Source organism: Litorilituus sediminis, from assembly GCF_004295665.1.
In the GTDB taxonomy this organism is placed as follows: Bacteria; Pseudomonadota; Gammaproteobacteria; order Enterobacterales; family Alteromonadaceae; genus Colwellia; species Colwellia sediminis.
This window is the reverse complement of the sequence record NZ_CP034759.1, coordinates 2115369-2136152: the sequence shown is the minus strand read 5'-3', so window position 1 is coordinate 2136152 and position 20784 is coordinate 2115369. Positions and strand designations below refer to the sequence as shown.

Annotated in this window: 13 protein-coding genes; 10 read left to right on the top strand and 3 right to left on the bottom strand. The window is 40.6% G+C overall.

What is annotated here, in order from left to right; genetic code table 11:
• Nucleotides 1-30: 30 nt before the first annotated feature.
• On the bottom strand, nucleotides 31-939 hold the full coding sequence (locus EMK97_RS09525; RefSeq protein ID WP_130601598.1) for a DMT family transporter: 909 nt from the start codon (nucleotides 937-939) through the stop codon (nucleotides 31-33).
• 85 nt (nucleotides 940-1024) lie between these two features.
• Here EMK97_RS09525 and EMK97_RS09520 point away from each other — a divergent pair, with 85 nt between their 5' ends.
• The 4 genes from EMK97_RS09520 to EMK97_RS09505 are packed head-to-tail and all read left to right on the top strand — an operon-like array spanning nucleotide 1025 to nucleotide 6216.
• Nucleotides 1025-2509 carry an aminotransferase-like domain-containing protein gene (locus tag EMK97_RS09520; RefSeq protein WP_246028921.1) on the top strand — a complete coding sequence of 495 codons (1485 nt, stop codon included), beginning with the start codon at nucleotides 1025-1027 and terminating at the stop codon, nucleotides 2507-2509.
• Nucleotides 2509-3684, top strand: a complete 1176-nt coding sequence (locus EMK97_RS09515) for a Bcr/CflA family efflux MFS transporter (protein WP_130601596.1) — start codon at nucleotides 2509-2511, stop codon at nucleotides 3682-3684. Before EMK97_RS09520 ends, EMK97_RS09515 begins: the two co-directional genes overlap by 1 nt.
• A gap of 30 nt (nucleotides 3685-3714) precedes the next feature.
• Entirely contained in the window at nucleotides 3715-4368 is a 654-nt protein-coding gene (gene elbB, locus EMK97_RS09510; protein ID WP_130601594.1) for an isoprenoid biosynthesis glyoxalase ElbB, read from the top strand.
• Nucleotides 4369-4383: 15 nt separating this feature from the next.
• Nucleotides 4384-6216 (top strand): glycoside hydrolase family 3 N-terminal domain-containing protein, encoded by a 1833-nt coding sequence (locus EMK97_RS09505; RefSeq protein WP_130601592.1) that lies wholly within the window; start codon nucleotides 4384-4386, stop codon nucleotides 6214-6216.
• A 57-nt stretch (nucleotides 6217-6273) separates the two neighbouring features.
• On the opposite strand, the gene EMK97_RS09500 is transcribed toward EMK97_RS09505, so the two are convergent.
• Nucleotides 6274-8700, bottom strand: a complete 2427-nt coding sequence (locus EMK97_RS09500) for a DUF748 domain-containing protein (RefSeq protein ID WP_130601590.1) — start codon at nucleotides 8698-8700, stop codon at nucleotides 6274-6276.
• A gap of 177 nt (nucleotides 8701-8877) precedes the next feature.
• Between EMK97_RS09500 and EMK97_RS09495 the strand changes: the two genes are divergently transcribed.
• A complete protein-coding gene (locus tag EMK97_RS09495; protein ID WP_130601588.1) occupies nucleotides 8878-9714 on the top strand; it encodes a mechanosensitive ion channel family protein in 837 nt (278 codons plus the stop codon).
• Between the two features lie 105 nt (nucleotides 9715-9819).
• On the opposite strand, the gene EMK97_RS09490 is transcribed toward EMK97_RS09495, so the two are convergent.
• A complete protein-coding gene (locus EMK97_RS09490) occupies nucleotides 9820-10677 on the bottom strand; it encodes an AraC family transcriptional regulator (protein ID WP_130601586.1) in 858 nt (285 codons plus the stop codon).
• Between the two features lie 196 nt (nucleotides 10678-10873).
• Between EMK97_RS09490 and EMK97_RS09485 the strand changes: the two genes are divergently transcribed.
• The 5 genes from EMK97_RS09485 (at nucleotide 10874) to EMK97_RS09465 (ending at nucleotide 20781) form a co-directional block, all read left to right on the top strand.
• Nucleotides 10874-13564, top strand: a complete 2691-nt coding sequence (locus tag EMK97_RS09485; RefSeq protein ID WP_130601584.1) for a TonB-dependent receptor — start codon at nucleotides 10874-10876, stop codon at nucleotides 13562-13564.
• A gap of 241 nt (nucleotides 13565-13805) precedes the next feature.
• Nucleotides 13806-15077, top strand: coding sequence for an MFS transporter (locus EMK97_RS09480; RefSeq protein WP_130601582.1), 1272 nt, complete (start codon nucleotides 13806-13808; stop codon nucleotides 15075-15077).
• Nucleotides 15078-15098: 21 nt separating this feature from the next.
• Nucleotides 15099-17822 carry a family 20 glycosylhydrolase gene (locus EMK97_RS09475; RefSeq protein ID WP_130601580.1) on the top strand — a complete coding sequence of 908 codons (2724 nt, stop codon included), beginning with the start codon at nucleotides 15099-15101 and terminating at the stop codon, nucleotides 17820-17822.
• A gap of 213 nt (nucleotides 17823-18035) precedes the next feature.
• Nucleotides 18036-18896: an ROK family protein gene (locus EMK97_RS09470; RefSeq protein WP_130601578.1), complete on the top strand. Its 861-nt coding sequence runs from the start codon at nucleotides 18036-18038 to the stop codon at nucleotides 18894-18896.
• Nucleotides 18889-20781, top strand: a complete 1893-nt coding sequence (locus tag EMK97_RS09465; protein WP_130601576.1) for a glycoside hydrolase family 9 protein — start codon at nucleotides 18889-18891, stop codon at nucleotides 20779-20781. The genes EMK97_RS09470 and EMK97_RS09465 overlap by 8 nt, the downstream gene beginning before the upstream one ends.
• The last annotated feature ends 3 nt before the right edge of the window (nucleotides 20782-20784 follow it).

Here is a 20784-nt window from a genome sequence, read left to right as displayed (position 1 = left end):
TTAGCGCTTTTTTCTTGGTTAAGACTAAGTCTAAGCAGTTGCCGCAATCGTTTTGCTTTTTCGGCTTTTTCTTGGCTTAGCTAATACGATTAAGTTACCTACCACCATAAGGATAAGGCCAGCAACGGTAAACTCACTCCAGACAAAACCTTCAACAAAAGTAGAAATTACTACAGCTACGCCTGGGAAGATAATATTGGCATACGAAGTTTTATGAGCGCCAATACGTGTCATTAAACTTAAGTAACAACCAAAAGCGATTACTGAGCCAAATATTGATAAATACACTAATGATGCAATGTACTCAGTAGTAAAGCTAAAGGTAAAACTTTTACCCTGTATTAAGGCGACAATAACCATAAATACTGTGCCGTAAAACATGCCCCAAGCATTGGCTGGTACTACGGCTATATTGTTTTTCTGATTTCTGATAGAAACCATAGTGCCCACTGAGGCAGAGCAAGTACCTGCGATACATAAAGCTAAGCCAAGGAGTGTCGCTGCACCTAATTGCACGTCATTTAATTGTGGCCAGAATAAAATCACTATACCGGCTAAACCACAAGCACCGCCGTAATAAACTTGTTCGGTAATTTTGGTTTTATAAAAAATGCGCGTATTGACGATATTAATCAGCATTAGCGTTGAAAAACCAATACAAGTCAGTGCTGAGTTTATATGCTGTTGAGCATTATATAACAGCAAGTAATTTAGGCCGAATAAACAGGTGCCAAACAGAGCGAACAGGCCATGTTGTTTCAAAGTATAGCGAAGCGGCATTTTCTTAATCATGGCAAAGGCGAACAGGGTCAGTGATGCCAAGGCAAAACGATAAGCAACAGAGGCTTCAACAGCAACATCACCTAGCTGATAGTTAATGGCAATCCAAGTTGAACCCCAAATAACTACCGTAAGAAGATAGAGCATAGTGTTATTCATAATATGTCACTTATTTATGGTAAAGGAAGAAAGAAGTGACAGTGTAAAGATTATTTGCTGTAATAACATATACAAAATAATGAAAATGAAACCTATACAGTTTATGCGTTTATTGGATAAAAAATCATCATCGTTTTTATATCAACAAGTTATCGACTTTATTGATCAGCAGCAGAAAACAGGTGCTTTGCTACCCGGTGATAAATTACCTAGCTTAAGAAAGCTTAGTCGACAATTTGAAATAAGCGTACCTACGGTCAAACAAGCTTATGTTGAACTGGAAAGGCAAGGGCGAGTATGTGCTAGACCACAATCTGGTTATTACTTGATGGCGCAGCAAGTGCGCACTTTACAGCCACGGCCTGCTACTTGGGCACAATGTAAGCCAACCGAAATAACCTGTCGTAGCATGATTGAGCAGGTTCACGATGCTGTGCATTTACCTAACACGGTTGCATTAGGCATTTCTAACCCCATTCAAGCGCACGCGCCAGATAAAGCGCTAGCACGATTAATGCGCTCAGTGCTAAGTAAAGTATCTGATAAAGCAGTCAGTTATGGCCCAGTAACTGGTGATGCCAAACTGCGTATGCAATTAGCGTTTCGTTATCAAGAGCAGGCGGTGGATATTAACCCGAATGATATTGTTATTACTAATGGCGCACAGGAAGCGCTATCTATTGCGCTGCAATGTGTGGCTAAACGTGGTGATGTGATCGCCATAGAATCGCCATGCTTTTTTGGCATTATCGAGCTAATTGAAACCTTAGGGATGAAAGCGTTAGAGGTTTATACTTGCACCGAAGATGGCGTTTGTATTGACTCATTAAAACAGGCAATTGAGCAGCATGATATAGCCGCTTGCTTATTTTCAACTGCCATTAATAACCCACTTGGCTCAATGAAAAGTGATCAACAACGACAAGCCATGGTGGAGTTATTAGAAGCGCATAATATTCCGTTAATTGAGGATGATGCTTACAGTGAAATTTACTTTACTGAGCATAAACCAAAGCCAGCACAATTATACTCGGAAAAGGGCTTAGTGGTCACTTGCTCGTCATTTTCTAAAACTGCAGCGCCAGGTTATCGCGTTGGTTGGTTACTGCCGGGTAAATTTGAAGAGCAAGCAAAACGTATTAAGCGCGCGCAATCAAGCTCAACACCTATGTTGCAACAATGGACGCTGAATGAATATTTGCTCAGTGGTGATTATGATCGCCACTTAGCGGTTCTGCGCAAAAACTTACAGTTTAACTGTGAACGTATGCGGGCGTTAATTGCAGAGCATTTTCCCGAGCAAGTATGTATTTCACAACCTCAAGGGGGCAGCGTGCTGTGGATCCGCTGTCAATCGCATGTTAATACCAGTGACTTTTTCCAGCAGGCACTAGCTGAAGGGGTTAGCTTTACCCCAGGAGTGGTGTTTTCCCCTTCTGGAAAATATAGCAACTATATGCGTGTTAGTTATGGCGTTAAGTGGGGTGATGAAATAGAGGCAGCCATTATGACTTTAGCTAAACTAGTACATCAATACTCAGATAAAACTCTGAGCATGGGTGAGAGTTAATGGCCAATCAATCGATATCTTTAAAGCTGTTATTACCTTTATTGGCGGCCATATTGGCGGTATCGCCATTAGCGGTTGATATGTATTTGCCTGCCATGCCAACCTTGGCTGCGCATTTAGGTACAGATATGCCAATGATCCAAAATAGCCTAAGTATCTATTTACTCGGTTATGCTCTTGGCCTAATTTTATTCGGCCCTATGGCAGATAAATACTCGCGTCGTAAATTAGTGCTGTTTGGTATAGGTGGTTTTGTTATCGCAAGTTTAGCCTTACCGCTGGTTAGCAATGTTGAGCAGTTTTTAGCAATTCGTTTTGCCCAAGCATTTATATCGAGCGCAGCTACTGTGGTCGTGCCTGCAACTATTCGTGAATTTTATGGTAAAGATACGGCTAAAGGTTTGTCGTACGTGAGCATGATCATGATGGTGGCGCCTATGATAGCGCCTAGCATTGGCAGTGTTTTGTTAGTTGCGCATAGTTGGCAATTAATTTTCTATGTGCTTTCTGGTTATAGTTTGCTGGTCTTTATTTTAGTGGCAAAGTATTTACCTGAAGTGGTGCGCAGCCAGCAAGTGCAAGAACTGTCGTTTGTGCAGCGCTATAAAATTGTTTTTGCCAATAGTGAAGCTAGGTTAGATATTATTACTTCTATGGTGATATCGCTGGCATTCTTTGCTTATATCACTGCCATTCCCTTTGTCTATTTAGAGGTGTTTGCTACCTCAGAATTTACCTTTAGTTTATTGTTTGCCCTAAATGTAGTTGCCTTGATGACAGCACATTTTACTAATACGCGATTGGTAGTACGAAAAGGCTCTAGAGCTATGTTATGGTATGGCTTAACCTTAGCTTGTGTTGCCGCCAGTGCGCTAGTTTTGGTGAACTATTTTGCCCTACCGTTAGCTTATACTGTGATGGCAATACTGCCGCTGATGGGTAGTATTTCTATGGTGGCGGTCAATAGTGATGCGCTTATACTAACCAAGTTTCCTGAGCAGTCAGGTACGGCAACCGCAGTTATTGGTACTTTACGTTGGGGAATTGGCGCATTGGCAGGACCCATTCTGGCATATTTTTATAATGGTACGGCACTGCCATTTGCTGGCTTGATGTTTACCTCGGTATTAATTGTATTAGTGTGTCAGTTGTTAATTAAACTGAGATCGGCTTAATTAAAGTGAAAGAAAAATAGGAATAAGAAAATGAAAAAAGTTGCGGTAATTTTAAGCGGTTGTGGTGTCTATGATGGTAGTGAAATTCACGAAGCAGTTTTAACTTTACTTGCCATTGAGCAGCAAGGGGCGAGTTATCGCTGTTTTGCTCCGAATATTGAGCAACACCATGTTATTAATCATCTTACTGGTGAAGTGAGTGAAACTGAAAGCCGCAATGTTTTGGTAGAGTCAGCACGTATTGCTCGTGGTGATGTTGAAGACTTAGCAGAGCTTCGCGTTGATGATTATGACGTCCTGATTGTCCCGGGCGGTTTTGGCGCGGCAAAAAATCTCTGTAATTTTGCGATTGATGCCGATAATTATACGATTAACGAGCAGGTGCTAGCTGCCGCACAAGCCTTTGCTAAGGCAGAAAAGCCAGCAGGTTACATGTGTATTGCACCAGCGTTATTACCGTTAATTTACCCTCAAGGTATTCAAGGCACTATAGGTACAGATACTGGTACTGCTAACCTTATTGCCGCTAAAGGCCTAGTTCATAATGACTGCCAAGTTGCCGATATCGTCGTTGATAATGCCCATAAAGTAGTGACAACACCTGCCTATATGTTAGCAACCTCAATGAGTGAAGCGGCGGCGGGCATTAATAAACTCGTGAAAAGTGTTTTAGCGTTAAGTTAATAAAGTGCCTACATAATGACTAAGCCCCTTGATAACGAGCCGTTAGTGTTTAGCGAATTAGAAAAACTGGTCGCGCAAAAAATTACGTTAGATATCCGCCACTTTGCCCAAAGTGATGATGCTGATGCGCAAGTTGGCGTTACTGAACTGCCTGCTGAGTTAGCTGAGATGATCACTCAGTCAAACCTAGGCTCTGTGGTATTATTCGCCGAGAACTTTGCTAATACTGAACAGGTGGTGAAGTTAACGCATGACTTACAGCAAGCCGCATTGGCATCAGCTGCGGCTAAGCCATTAATTATTTCGGTAGATCAAGAAGGCGGTCGAGTATTTCGTTTTGCTCAAGGCACAGCTTTTGCCGGCAATATGGCACTGGGGGCAACGCAAAATAATCATGGCGTTAAGCTTACCGAACAGGTCAATACCGCTATAGTCAAAGAGCTACTTGCCCTTGGTATAAACAATAATTACGCGCCTGTGGTTGATGTTAATAATAATAGTAAAAACCCGGTTATTAATACTCGCGCTTATGGCGATAACCCTGAGTGGGTGGCAAAGCATGGCATAGCGGCAACGAAAGCGATACAAGCACAAGGTGTGATGGCGACGTTAAAGCATTTTCCTGGGCATGGTGATACCTATGTTGATAGTCATCTAGGCTTACCGCGTGTTGACCATGAGTTTGCCCATATTAATGCCAATGAACTCGTGCCATTTAAGCAGGCCATTGCAGAAGTAAAACCTGCGATGATTATGACAGCGCATATTCAATACCCTGCGCTTGACTCTAGTACCTTCACTAGCAAAAGTGGTGAGCAGTTAATTATTCCCGCCACCATGTCGCGTAAGATATTGCATGATTTACTACGCGTTGAGATGAAGTTTGATGGCATTATCGCCACCGATGCGTTAGATATGGCCGGTATTGCACATTTTTATCAGCCTGTTGATGCGGTGGTGGCAACTTTTGTTGCAGGTGCAGATTTAGCTGTGATGCCATTTAAGGTCAGAAAGCCAAGCGATATAAATAAGTTTTATCATTTTATTAAACAAGTAGCTGCTAAGCTTGAGCAAAAAATTGAGCAGGCTGAAATAACCCAAGCAGAGCTGGAACAATCATTAGCGCGCATTAATCGTTATAAAGTCGCCTATATTAACTCAGTTGAGCTAGCGAAGACGCCACTCGCGCAACAACAGCAACAGGCGCAGCAAGTTGTTGCCAATACTGAGCATTTAGCGTTAGAGCAGAGCTTAATGACTGAAGCTGTGGTGTTAGCCAAAACCGACGCTAAACTTTTGCCGCTTGCTACCGCTAAACCTAAAAATATCCATATTATTGTTGAGAATGACTTAGAGTTAGCAGCATTAAGCCATGCTATTGAGCAAGCATTTCATCAAGCACAATGCGCTAAAGCAAATATAACTGCGCTGGTTGCTAGCAAGGTTAAGGTGGCTGATAAGGCTTCTCTGGATAACTTTATAACTTCAGCAGATCTCGTCATTGCTAGTATTAATGTTAGAACCGCAAGCTTGGTTGATTTAGGCGGTATGGATGATTTATTGGCAACGCAGTTTGCTAAAGAAAAAGGCACAAGTATTAACTATGCTGATGTGGTTGAGCAGCAATTAGTGAAGGCGCAGCAGGCTGGTATTAAGCGTATTGTTATTGCTCGTGGCTCGCCCTATCTTATGAGCAAATATACTCAGTTAAGTAATGTTTTGTTCTGCAGCTTTGATGATCGAAGTTATCTTCACCAAGGACAAGCGTTAAGCCCAGGTTATAACGCTAGCTTAGCTATTTTGCTGGGTAATCAAGCAGCACGTGGTGTTTTGCCGGTGCAGCTATAGTAAAGCGAGTGATAAGCTAGCGGTTTGCTATGACCGCTAGCCATTACAGGTAAGTGCTTATACAGATAAAGCAATACGTGGTTTTGCACCTTTGCTGCTGTCAATTTTTGGTGCACACAATAGCAGTCGTGACGATTCAATCTTACCATGCTCAATAACATAGTCTTTAAAGGCGTGCTCTCGTTGTTCACCAAGTTCTTTTAGGCGCTTAATATTGGCAGGATCTGTTAATGCCTTGCCGGCAGGTAAGCCGATATCTTCAGGCACGCTAATCGCGCAAATAGTGACCTTGGTATCTTTTTTATCTTGCATTAAGGCGATAAAGTCTTGCATATATTTTTGCTGGGCAGATTCAGGTTCAATTTGCTTCACTTGATAGTCAACATCATCAAAGCGTAGTTTTAAGGCAAACTCGCCTGCGGTAATAGCAACCGAAACAATATTGGCATAAGGCACAAAGGTGGTGATCAAGTAATCTTGTGTCGCCGACATAATGGCCTTTTGAGTGATCAGCGTGAGAATACTGCTTAAGCCAAATTTAGGGTCTGAGGTTGAGCCACTCACCGGTACATCTAACTCAACCGCGCCGTTTCTATCTTTTAGCATACCTAAGGCCATATTTAATGGTAAGGCGCCTTGCTCTATCAAGCTGCCAGCTTCATGGCTGTCAACAATGCCGGTTTCTAAGCCTTGTAAGTGCAGCAGCATATTACCGTCTAGCTCATCACCAATTAAGTTGATATTTAAATCGGTACTGAGTTGCCCTGTTTTTACTTCAAGGCTTGCCGCTTTTTTCAGGTAAGATGATAACGCTACTAGCGATAGCTCTTTTAAGTAACCTTCTACATGATAGTTAGGTACATCAACAAAGGGCTGTATATGACCTGTTAAGTTAAAATGCGCGTATTTATTGCTTTTGCCAGCAAAATGAAATGGCGTTTTTTCTTGGCTGGCAGCATCATTAGAGATACGACCTAAATCGAGTTTTTCAATATTTAAGGTTCGCGTAACTACGGGCTCAACACTGTTATCGGTTAACACCACTTTGTTGTCATTAACTAGTGCAAACTTATTTAAAGTGAAAGTAAAGGCATTATCAATAGCGCTTTGTTGTTGACTTGGCTGCTGAGCTAGTTGCTGCTCGTTTGGCTGACTTGCTTGTGCTTGCGCTGCGCTTTCTTCTTGTGCAAGTTTAATTAAGTTGGCAATGACTTTGTCTTTCAACACAATAACATCGCTTTGCAGTGTATCTAAGATAATTTCGTTAACGGCAAGATTAGTTTTAGTGAGGTTAATGTCATTAATGCTAAATTGCTTTAAGGTAACCAATGCGGGTAATTGCTGTTGATCATTTAGCTTTGAAGCGGCGATATCATCAATAATCAAATCAGCAATCTTGATACTAGGCTGTTCAATAAAATGAAAGCTTATATCTTCCATTAATAGGTTATCAAAGCTAAGTAACTGCTTACTATTATCTTCTTGGTTAATGCTGGCTTGGGCGAGTTTAATATCAGAGGTACCTTGGATATTGGTTAATTCATCTTGCTCAACCGTAACGATAACATTAGAGAAATTTTGCACAAAGCTAGCTAAAGTGAGCTCTTGCTGGTTTACTTTTGCAGCTAAATTTTTATTGCTTAGTTGCGCACTTTCAATAGTTATTGTCAGGCCACTTTTTAAGATATCAATTGCTTGTTTACTGTTAAGAGAAAGCTGTCCTGATAATGATGAGACTGGCTCAAGGTATGGTTGCAGTTTAACTAATGGGTAGTTATTTAAGGCTAAGTCACTGATGATTTTGCCTTCACCTTGTTGAAAGTGAGCCTGTGCTGAAAAGTTAAGCTCGGTATCATCAATTTGCGCCTGAAGGACGATATTGGCTTGTTGTTCGATAAGGGTTGCTGTTAACTCATTAACCTCTATGCGCTCAAGCTTGAGGTGGTGCAGCTTTTCTTTACCATGGGCAGATTTTTTTTCTAAGGCAATTTCAAAATTTTCTAACAGCAATTTAGGTAAAACCAGCTGATATGGAAAGCTTAGCTGTTCACTATTTTCGGCAGGGGCTTTGTTTGTATCTGTTGCTTCTTTATTGATGTTAATGCCAGCAACATACAACGTCTCATCAGTTTGCTTAATATGGATAAAACCGTCATTTAACTGTAATTGTGCTATGTTAATTTCATCAAAGAGTAGTTGAAATAGGGTTAGTTTTATTTCGAAGTTTTTCAGTGAAAAGACGGCAACGGAAGGCTCATCTTCACTACTTAAGCTGATATCAGATAAAGTTAACTTGCTTAAAAATGGGTTATATCGAATCGAACTCTCTTTGGCTAATATGAGCTTTTCTTGCGCTAAATAGGGCGTTAACTGTGCTTTAATAATGGGCGATGAGACTAACCAAATAATCATGAATAGCCCGATATAAAGAGCCAATAAAAATTTAATTAATTTATGACGTAAAAATGAGCGCGTTGCCGCCATGGTAACCTTATCCTTGTACTTCGGGGAGTTGCTGTAAAATTGGCCGCATGATAGCAAAAAAATACCTGAACAGATATTAATATCTAGTTAAGAAAATTTACTCTGTTAGATAGACAGGATACAATTGCCTCTGGTGAATTTTTACATTTTATTTACAGACTGAAGGACTAACCTCCCATGGATATAACCGTTGAAAAAGTTGAGCATTATGCACAAATGCTTGGTGAAATGAGCTTGCAATTCGGCGTTAAGTTTTTACTTGCCGTTGTTGTTTATCTTATTGGTAATTTTATTATTAATAAAGCGATTAACTTAATTGAATTAGCGCTGAACAAGAAAAAAGTTGAAGTAACGCTGCACCGTTTTCTATTAAGTATTGCGGCAACCTTATTTAAAGCAATTCAAATAATTATCTTCGCTTCAATGATTGGCATTGAAACGGCGTCATTAATTGCGGTACTCGGTGCAGCAGGTTTAGCGGTTGGTTTAGCCTTACAAGGCAGTTTAGCGAACTTTGCGGGTGGTGTGTTAATTCTATTATTCCGCCCATTTAAAAATGGTGATGCCATTGAGGCTCAAGGTTATGTTGGTGTGGTAGAAGAGATTCAAATTTTTAACACCATTTTAAAAACCTTTGATAATCAACGTATTATTATTCCTAATGGTTTACTTTCAAATGGCTGTGTGAAGAATATTAACGTTAATGGCACACGTCGTGTTGATATGGTATTTGGTATTAGCTATGACGATGATTTAACTAAGGCTAAGCAAATTTTACGTGACTTAATTGAAGCAGATGAAAGAGTATTAAAAGATAAGCCTGTTGATATTTGGATTGGTAGTCACGGCGATAGCTCAATCAATATTTTTGTTCGCCCTTGGTCAAAGGCTGAAGATTATTGGGGTATTTACTTTGATATGATGGAAAATGTGAAGTTAACTTTTGATAAAGAAGGTATTAGCATTCCATACCCACAACGCGATGTACATTTACATCAAGTAGCTGCTAAGTAATTAATTAACTAATTAATCATTTAAAAAGCCGTTAGCGAATACTCGTTAACGGCTTTTTTTATCGGCTTTATTTTTTAGGGTTTATTTTTTATGGCTTTAGCAAGGCTAATGCATCATATACAGTTTTCTAAATTGGCTTGGTGTGACTTCCTTAAACTGCAAAAAGCGTCGATTAAAGTTAGAGATATTATTAAAGCCGCATAAGTCACTGACAGTGGTCACCGGCATTGAGCTGTTAATGAGTAAAGAGCAGGCTTTACTAATACGCAGCTGGTTGACTAACTCGGTAAAGGTTTGCTCTGTTCTTTGCTTGATAAAGCGATGAAAGTGATTGGTACTCATATGTACTAGGTTAGCAACCTCTTCCGCTTTTAAGTTGTCGGTATAATGCTGGTGCAGGTGGCGAATGATTTTATCTAGCTTATCGGTTGAAGCATCTGAAGTGATGGAAATGTTATATCCTGAGCTGGAGAGAATTTCTGATGATTTATCATCAAGCATTAATTGTAAAATTTCCATCAAGCCGATAAAGCGTTGTGAAGGTTGTGCCTTGGCCATGCTTTTAAAAATAGCGGTGACTTTTTTCGCCACAGGCAAACTAAATTTAATGCCACGTCGCGATGATTCTAGCAGGGGCTTTAAGCCAACTAAATCTGGCATAGCGGTTAGTTGCTCTAGCCAAGCGACCGGGATTTGCGCTACATATACTTGTTGCTGTTGGCCGTCTTCTCGTGGCAGTGAACACCAAGTATGGGGTAAATGCGGGCCTAATAGTGTTAAATCAAAATCGCCATAATTTTCAATATTATCACCCACATATCTTTGCCCTGAACTATTCAGGGTTAGCGCAATTTCATATTCCGGGTGATAGTGCCAATTAAAGTCAATATTGTCCAATTCATAAAGCCAATAACGCCAAGATGAGTTTTCCGTTGGCAGTACTTTTTCAAACATTAATTTCATAATTAGCTGAGTTTTTGACCGATTCAAGGTGAATAGAAAAGTATCATAACAAGATAGAAAAGTGTAGCAATTAGTCAGAGGTGAATTGCAAACTAATTAGGCGTTAAGGGAACGTTACTAAAAATTAACATTAGGTTTTTGGCTGTTAGCAAAGTTTGAGGCCTCGACCTAAGTTGCATAAAAAGAGATTCACATAATGTCTAAAGCAAATTCAAGAATACCCAGAGCAATGAACAAAAAGCCGCTCGCAGTTGCTGTATCGTCAGCACTTTTGAGTATGATGACTTTACCTGTAATCGCTGCAGATGAAGCTGAGGAAAAAACTGATAGAAACACGTTAGAAGTGATTGAAGTTACCGCGACTAAACATGTTACTAACCTAATGGAAACGCCTATCGCAGTTACCGCGATGAACCCAGAAACGTTAACACGCCAAAATGTAAAACAATTAGGTGATTTAAGCGGTATGGTGCCCAACTTACAATTGGGATTATCAAATTCAGACTCAGGTGTGAAAGCGTCTATTCGTGGTGTTTCATCAAATAACTTTACTGAAATTGCTGATCCCGCTGTAGGTATTCATATCGATGGCATTTACTCACCACGCCCACAAGGTTCATTAGCGTTAATGTTCGATTTAGAGCAAGTCGAAGTGTTACGTGGTGCTCAAGGTACGCTTTTTGGTCGAAACTCTACCGCTGGTGTGATTAATGTTATTCCAGCTAAGCCTGAGTTTGATGAAAACTATGGTTGGACAACATTACAGCTAGGTAACTATAACGCTCAGCAAATTCGCACTGTATATAATTTTGGCATTAGCGATAACTTTGCCTTACGTGCAGCACTAATGATAGATAAACGCGATGGTTATATTAATCAAAAGCAAGATTTAACCGACCGTGGCATGAAGCTACCTGATCCTGATGGTGAGTGGGGTGATTCAATTTGGAGTGGTCCAGATGGTAAGCCAGATGTTGATATGCGTTTAAATAAAAAACTTGATGCCTCAGATTATTATTCAAATTCAGATCAATGGGGCGGTCGTTTAACCGGTTTATGGCAAATTACCGATGATTTGGCTTGGACTATGGGTTTTGAACATTATCAAAATAATGGTGCAGGTCATGTTAACTTAAAAGACTGTTGGGCGGCAGAAGGTACTGATTATGCTTGTGATACTGAAAGTCATTTTGACCAAGAGGTGCTGATTAATGTACCGGGCAAAATTGATATGAGCATAGATACAGTTCGCAGTTTACTTACCTATGATATTAATGGAAATACCGTATTAGAGCATAGATTTGCCTACGCCAATCAAAAAAGGGTTCAACATCACGATGATGATGCCGGTCAACACTCTTTAATGTCTGAAGTAGATATTATGTACTCTTGGGGTAACTGGGGACGTCAAACCGTTGATGATAGAGCAACCTACACAATAGATTCAGAATATAAATCTTATGTTAATGAACTGCAATTAAAGCAAACTTTTAACAATTGGCAGTATGTGCTTGGCGCATTTTGGATGTATGAAAACAACAAGATGGAATTTGGTCAAGATATGCTAGTGCAAGCGCCTTGGGGTATGCCATATAGCCAATACTATGATCAACCAAAGCGTGAAATTGATTCAAAAGCGATTTTCTTCCAAGCAGATGTAGAGTTAAGTGAAAAATGGACAGCAACTGCCGGTATTCGCTACACCCAAGATGAGCGAATTGATAACGAAGGTGAAACCTGGGGTAGTTGGAGCGCCGACACTCCTTGGTACTACAATGGTGCAGACGGTTTGCCGGTTAATGAGTTAGGCATGGGCTTACCTCATAATGGTACTGATTTAACCATGAATATGGGGCCTTTTGCCGGTAAACCAGCTTATGGCGATACTAAAGTGGTTAACACCTATGCAAAAGATTGGGATCAAACCACTTGGCGCTTGGGCTTAAACTACCAATTGGCTAATAAGCAATTTATGTTTGCCAGCGTGGCAACCGGTTATCGTGCTGGTGGCTTTGGTGATAGAACCGATGCCTGTGGCGGCGGTACTTGTGCAGATGGCAGTACTGAGCAGTGGACGTACTTAGATTATGATCCTGAAACTACCATTAACTATGAATTAGGCTATAAAGCGACCTTACTAGATGACAGCTTAAATTTATCAGCAGTATTCTTCTTCACCCAATATGAAGATATGCAATACACCAATATGCACCCTATCGGTCAGAAAATTGTTGATCGTGAATGTCCTGATTGGGATCCAGCCTGTGACATAGTACAAGCGTGGAAAACTGAAAATATTGGCGACTCAGAGATTTATGGTATCGAGTTAGAGTTTGACTATATTCCTTGGGAAAATGGCCACCTAAATGGTTTCTATGCTTATTTAGGTACGGAAATTACCTCGTATGATTCTTACAATGATGACTGGATGTGTGGCTATCGTGAAGAGAATGGCGCAGAGGCTTGTGCCGAGTTATTCATTGAGCCGGGTAATCCGTTAAGTGGTCGTCAATTATATGATGTTACCGGTAATCAGTTACCTAATTCTCCAGAGCACTCTATGGGTCTGAATTATTCGCACTATATCGAAATGGGTGAGTATCAATTGGTGCCTTGGGTTGGCTTACGCTGGCAGGATAAAATGTACTTTACCCCGCGTAACTTAGATAACCGCGCAGTGGGTGATTACCAAGAAGCGTATGCTAACGTTGATGCCTCGTTAAAATTCTCACCTGTTGATGAAGATTGGTATATAGAGTTATACGGCAATAACTTAACTGATGAAGTGGTGATTAACTGGATGGGCCAAGGCGCAAATGGCGGTTGGAAGTCTAATTCGTATAATCCACCGCGTATGTACGGTATTCGTTTTAATATTTCCTACTAATGAATGGGCGAACACTTTTGTCGGCATGCGCTAAGTGTTCGCTTTATCGGTAGAGTACAGATAACGTACAGAGAAAGTTTTGCTGAGCTTAGGTTACTATTGCCAAACTCAGCAAAAAGTGAGGCGAGATGTCGACTTTCCCACCTCATTTTTTAGCTGATCTCATTGAGATCAGCTCTTTTTATTTTTATCGTTAGGCGTGCTAAGTTTTAAGCGCTGACAGATGTAAGCAGAGGCAGTTATGAAAAGCAATTTTGTTGCAGTAATCTTAGTGTTAGTCACTTTTTTTGCCATTTCATTTATTACCAATATTATTGGGCCAATTTTTCCTTCCTTGGTAAAGGATTTTGATATTAGCCTGGCAGTTGCTGGCTTCTTGCCGTTTTCTTTTTTTGCTGCCTATGGCGTGATGTCGATTCCTGCTGGCATGCTGGTGGATAAATATAGTGAAAAACCGGTATTACTGGCGGCCTTTATTATGTCGGCATGTGGAGCATTGGCATTTGCGCTACTGCCAAGCTTTTTTATGGCCATGGGTTCTTTGTTTCTGATTGGTACTGGTATGGCAATGCTGCAAGTAGCCATTAATCCACTGCTGCGGGTTTCAGGCGGTGAAGAAAACTTTGCTTTTTATTCGGTACTAGCTCAACTGTTATTTGGCGCAGCGGCTACCTTAAGCCCGCTAGTATACAGTGGTTTAGTTCAAGGTATGGCAGAAACAAATGCTAGCGGTATTAGTGGTTTGCTAAGCAATGTAGTGCCAACTGATATGCCTTGGCTGTCTATGTATTGGTTATTTGCCGTTATTTCAGTGCTGATGTTGCTATTTATCGCGGCGATTAAGTTACCTAAAGTTGAGTTAAAGCAAGAGGAGTCAGTGGGTGCTTGGGGTATCTACCTAGAGTTATTTAAAAATAAAACCGTGATCTTATTCTTTATTGGTATCGCCGCTTATGTTGGCACAGAGCAAGGCGTTGCCAATGCTATATCACTATTTTTACAGCGCTATCATGGCCTCGACCCATTAACTGTTGGCGCGAGTACCGTCAGTGATTTTTGGTTAATGCTTACGCTTGGCTGTTTTTTAGGGTTGGCGTTATTAAAAGTGCTTGATAGTCGTTTGGTATTAAAGTTGTTTTCGCTAGGCGCGTTATTATCTCTAACCGCAGCGCTATTTGGCTCAGCTGAGGTGGCATTAATGGCTTTTCCTTTGGTGGGCTTTTTCTTATCGGTTATGTGGTCGGTTATTTTTTCACTGGCACTGAATTCTTTGGCTGAGCACCATGGCTCATTTGCCGGAATCTTATGTACGGGCATTGTTGGTGGTGGTTTAGCATCACCTATTGTAGGTTTGATTGCTGATTTAACCGGCGACCTACGCATGGGCATGATAGTTGTTTATGTTACCCTAGGCTATATCTTTGCTATTGGCTTTTGGGCTAAACCCTTGGTTAATAACAAAACGGTACAGCTATTTAAAAAAACACCTGTAGATAGCAAAGCGCCTCTATAACTTCTTGTTGAGCACGAATAAATGAAAATTAATGCAAATATCCCCTTTTATGCACTGCTAGCTAGCAGTGTTTTATCTCTTAGTGCTTGCCAAGAGCAGCAAGCAACCGGCGCAAAGCAACAAGCTGAGCAAGCAAAGTCAGTGTCTTCGTTATCACAACAAGATATTGATAACTTAGCTAGCTCTTTAGCTGTTAAATATCGCTTTTTAAGTAATATTGAAACAGATTGCCCTGATAAAGATAATCAGCCAGTAGCGCATTGTTATAGTGCGGAAATATTACTGACTAATAATACAAATGCAGATGTATTTGCTGATGATAAATCATGGCAATTAAATTATTCACAAGTGTATCCTGCTTATGCCAGTGAAAGTGATGATTTTAATTTGCTGCACCTTAATGGCGATATTCATCAAATTACCGCTAAAGATAGCTTTGCTGGCTTTAAGGCAGGTAAAACCCATAAGGTAAAATTATGGGTAAAAAGTACGTTAATTGGTGAGCCTGAATTAATGCCCAATTACTGGCTGGCGGCAAATAATTTACAAGCACGGGTTATTGCCAGCACTAAAACCTCACTTGATAGTGAAACTGGTTTAGAAGTACAACCTTATGTGGTGCCGTTTAGCGATACCGTTAAACAAATCAAGTCAGCACCTAATGATATTAATGAGTACTCATCACCGGCTTGGCTTTATGATAATGCCGTAAAAATTGAGACTAGTATTAGCCAGCAACAATTAGCTAGTGCCATTATTCCTACGCCACAATCGGTAAAATTAACAAAGCAAGATACCTATTTAGATATCAGCAAGGGCTTAGCCTTTAGCTTTGTTGGCGATATTAGGCAAAGTGATATTGATGCCGCTATTGAGCGCTTGTCACTGTTAGGTGTTAATCGTGTAGGTTCAGGTGATAAAAGTGATGCAGCAGTTCCTGTGACTATCACATTAAATGAGGCAAAACCTGCTAATTGGCGTGCGGGGCATTATCAACTAAGCATAACTGAACGCGCTATAGATATTAGCGCTCAAGACAAGGCGGGCGCATTTTATGCCTTGCAAAGTATTGCTAGTTTAGTGCAACTTGGCGCAGCTGTTCTGCCATTAGTTGAAGTAACTGATCAACCTCATTACGACTATCGCGGTCAGCATGTAGATGTTGCTCGTAACTTTCATAGCAAAGAATTTATTTTTGCTTTAATCAAGCAAATGGCCGCTTATAAACTTAATAAGTTACATCTGCACTTAGCTGAAGATGAAGGCTGGCGTTTGCAATTGCCAAGTTTTCCTGAGCTTACCCAGATCAGCAGTAAGCGCTGTATGGCGTTAGATGATAAAGCGTGTTTGCAACCTCAATTAGGTGGGGCAGCTGCCAGCGATAGAGATGGTTATTATTCGGTAGAAGATTACCAAGAAATATTAACGTTGGCGAAAGCGCATTATATTCAAGTGATCCCATCGCTTGATATGCCAGGGCACTCGCGCGCAGCTATTAAAGCGATGGAAGCTAGATATCATGCTTATATGAAGCAAGAAAATGAGTTAGAAGCCAAGCGTTATTTACTTACCGATTTTGATGATAAAACTAAATATAGCTCTATTCAAAACTATAACGACAATACCTTAAATATTTGTATGGAATCGACTTATGCTTTTGTTGATAGAGTATTAGAAGATTTAAAAGCCATGCATGAACAAGCAGATCATCCGCTAAACATATATCACATAGGTGCTGATGAAACGGCAGGAGCTTGGTTGGAGTCACCTGTTTGTCAGGCATTAGTGGCTGATAAGAGTAATGAAGTTAACGATATTAAGCATTTAAGTGCTCATTTTATTGAGCGAGTTTCAAACATGGTGGCCAGTAAAGGTATAGGTGTTGCGGGTTGGAATGATGGTTTAAAAGAAACCGATGTATCTCGTATGCCAAGCCAAGTGTATTCCTATATTTGGGATACCCTGCCGTGGGGCGCACATATCCAAGTGAGCGAACAAGCACATCGTAACTGGCAAGTGATCTTATCTACCCCAGATGCCTTTTATTATGATTTGCCTTATCAAGTTGATCCTAAAGAGCGTGGCTATCATTGGGCGGCAAGACGAGTGAATACTCGCAGTATTTTTAACTTTATGCCTGACAATTTGCCAATTCACGCTGAGTTTCGTCTTGATACCTTAGGTCAGCACTTTGTTAGTGATGATACTAAGCAAGTGGATGAGCAAGGTAAATTAGTGCATCAACCGTTACCAAAAAACTTCTCTGTCTATGGCGTGCAAGGTCAGCTGTGGAGTGAAACCATACGCAGCGAACAACAGGCAGAGTATATGATTTATCCACGATTGCTCGCCTTAGCTGAGCGCGCTTGGCATAAAGCAAGTTGGCAAGTGCCCTATAACGAGAAAGGGCAACGTTTTGATAAATCATCAGGCGTTTTTACTGAAGAGTTAGCGAAGCAGCGTGATCAGCAGTGGTCATTATTTTCACAAGTTATCGCACGAAAAGAGCTCGCTAAGTTAGATAAGGCTGGCATTTTTTATCGCATTCCAAGCCCCGGAGCTAAAATTATTGCTGGTAAATTATATGCCAATATAACTTTTAACGGTTTGCCGATTGAATACAAAGATACTTCTGGCGTTTGGCAATCGTACCAACAAGCTGTGGCTGTACAACCGCCAGTTGCCGTACGAGCAAAATCGGCTGATGGTCAGCGTGCTGGTAGAAGCCTAACTCTCACTGAATGATCAAATAGTTAATTCAATTGTTTTTACAATAAAAAGCCAGTGGGTGAAAACCTACTGGCTTTTTTAGTGGATGATTTTTAAAGAAAAATACCACCCTAGATGGCAATTTTTGCTTGGGTTGAAAAGTATTGTTATTGGGTAGATTAGTATCTATGTCGGGCGGTTTTTTTTAGCAAACTAGCCTTAGTTTCTCATGTTATTTAGTGATTTTTTATGAAGCAGTCTTCTATTGTTGTCATAGATCTTGGTGGCACAAAGATTAATATTGGCTTGTATCGGCAAGGGCAAATTATTCATCATAAAGTGCAGCCATTTAATGCCAATGTATCTCAAGCTGAATCTATCTCATTTTTAGCTGAACGTATTTTAGCTATGCTAGAGCCAGATAGCGTTGCAGTTGCCATCGGTGTGCCAAGCATTGTTGATATTGAGCAGGGTATCGTTTTTGATGCGGTGAACATTAGTTCATGGCAGCACGTGCCATTAAAAGCAACGCTTGAAGCCTTAGTTAAACTGCCGGTGTATGTTAATAATGATGTGAACTGTTTTGTTAAAGGTGAGCATAGCTTGCATAAAGCACAACAGGTTTCTGATATGGTGGGCTTGTGTTTAGGTACTGGCTTAGGTGCAGGCATTGTTTTACAAGGTAAGCTTTACACTGGTATTAATTGCTGCGCTGGTGAATTAGGTAGCATTAGCTATTTAAAGTCGACATTAGATGATTATTGCTCAGGAAAGTTTTTCAAAGATCATTACGGTGAGTGTGGCTCGATATTGGCAGAAAAAGCGCGTCAAGGTGAAGAATTTGCAATAGCTGCCTTTGAGCAATTTGGTAAGCATGTTGCGGTGGCGATTAGCCACTTACTGTTAATTATGGATCCGCAGTTAATCGTGTTAGGTGGCTCGGTTGCCAAATCATTTGATTTATTTATCGATTCGGTTTGGCAGCAATTAAATGCCTTTCCTTACAAAAATGTCATAGCGAAATTAACAATTAAACAAAGTCAGTATGAAAATAGCGCTTTGTTAGGGGCGGCAGAGCTTTATTTAGCACAGGAGCGAACAAATGCTTAGGAACTTTAGTAAAGGCTTTTTTTACGGCATATTTGCTGTATTAGTGAGTGCGTTAACAGCGTGCGGGAATCAGGTATCAAACCAGGTATCAAACACAGAAAAACCAATAAACATCGCTGTGCATGTTAATCAGCTTGCCTATGAAAGTAATGGCGTTAAGGTGGCGGTTATTAGCGTGGCAGGACAGGCTGATTTAACGGCAAAGACGTTTCAAGTGCTTGCTAAAAATGGCAGTGCCGTTTATCAAGGTAAGTTAACAGCAGCAGGGCAAGTGCCTGAATGGCAAAGCGCTTATCAAAGTGACGTGCCAGTTAATTACTATCTTGCTGATTTTACCAATTTTAGCTCAATTGAGCACAATGATAACTATCGTGTAAGCATTAATTTTGAAGGTGTTCAGCAGCAAAGTGCGCGTTTTGCTATTGCTAAACAAGCACTATTTCGAAGTACGACATCATCATTGCTAAGCTACTTTAACGGTAGCCGTAATGATGAAGAATATAATTATCAACAAGACAAGCATATTCGTATCTTTGATACTCAGCGTTATGTTGACGTAAGCGGTGGTTGGAATGATGCTGGTGGGGATACAGGAAAGTACTTATCGCATTTATCTTATGCAAATTATATGAACCCACAACAACTTGCTATGGTGGCTTGGGCACTAGCCTATTCCTACCAAGAAGTGCCGCACTTATATGATGAACTTAAGCTAACAGATGCTGTTGTTGATGAAGTCTTTTGGGGCGCAGATTATTTACATAAGATACTCGACCCACAAGGCTATTTTTATATGACGGTTTTCGATAAGTGGAACACAGGTAATGCTGAGCGTGTTGTGACCGCTTATGTTGGCTTAGAAGGTATTTACACTGAAAAATATCAATCAGCGTTTAGGCAAGGCGCAGGTAGTGCAATAGCTGCCTTAGCGCGAGCTTCAGTATTGGCAAAAGCAACGGGAAAACAAGGTCAGTTTAGTGGCGAGCAGTACTTAAAGGATGCAAAAAAAGCATTTCATCACTTAAATGATAACCAAGCGCAAAATAATAAGGCCTATACCGATGATGGCAAAGAAAACATTATTGATGATTACACGGCCTTATTAGCAGCCATTGAGCTGTATAAAGCAACAAATGAAAACATTTATTTAACTGCGGCAAGGCAAAGGGCTGATAATCTAGCCATGAGGCTACATCAGGATGGCTGGTTTATTAGTAATGACATTAACAGTGACAATTTAAGACCATTTTATCATGCCGCAGAAGCAGGGTTTCCGGTCGTTTCGCTAGCCTTATACCATGCGATTGAGCCTGAAAAAACTAAGCAAGATAATGTTGCTGGGGTAATTAGTCGACATATGAGTTACCAATTAGCATTAAATAACAAGGTAGATAATCCGTTTAACTATGCTCGTCAGGCATTTAAAACTTACGATAATGATCAGCTTTCAACTGAGCAGCAAGAAGGTTTTTTTATCCCGCATGCTAATGAAACTAACTACTGGTGGCAGGGAGAGAGTGCGCGACTATCGAGTTTATCTATGGCCGCCAGTTTAGCTAAACCACTCATTCAAGCGAGTGAAAATAAGGCAAGTGTTAAAGCGTTAGATTATTTTGCTCAGCAGCAGTTGGATTGGACTTTAGGTCGTAACCCGTACGATTTAACTATGCTGAATGGTTTTGGCGAAAATAATCCTAAGCCTTATCATGGCTTAAGTATGGTCGCGGGTGGTATTTCTAACGGTATTACTGGCGAGAGAGAAAGTAAGGCTGGACGAGGAATTGAATGGGCGCCAGAGCCAGATTGGAAAAACTGGCGCTGGGTTGAACAGTGGTTACCGCATTCTACTTGGTTTTTATTGGCAACAACTGAAATGGCAAAGTAAGTA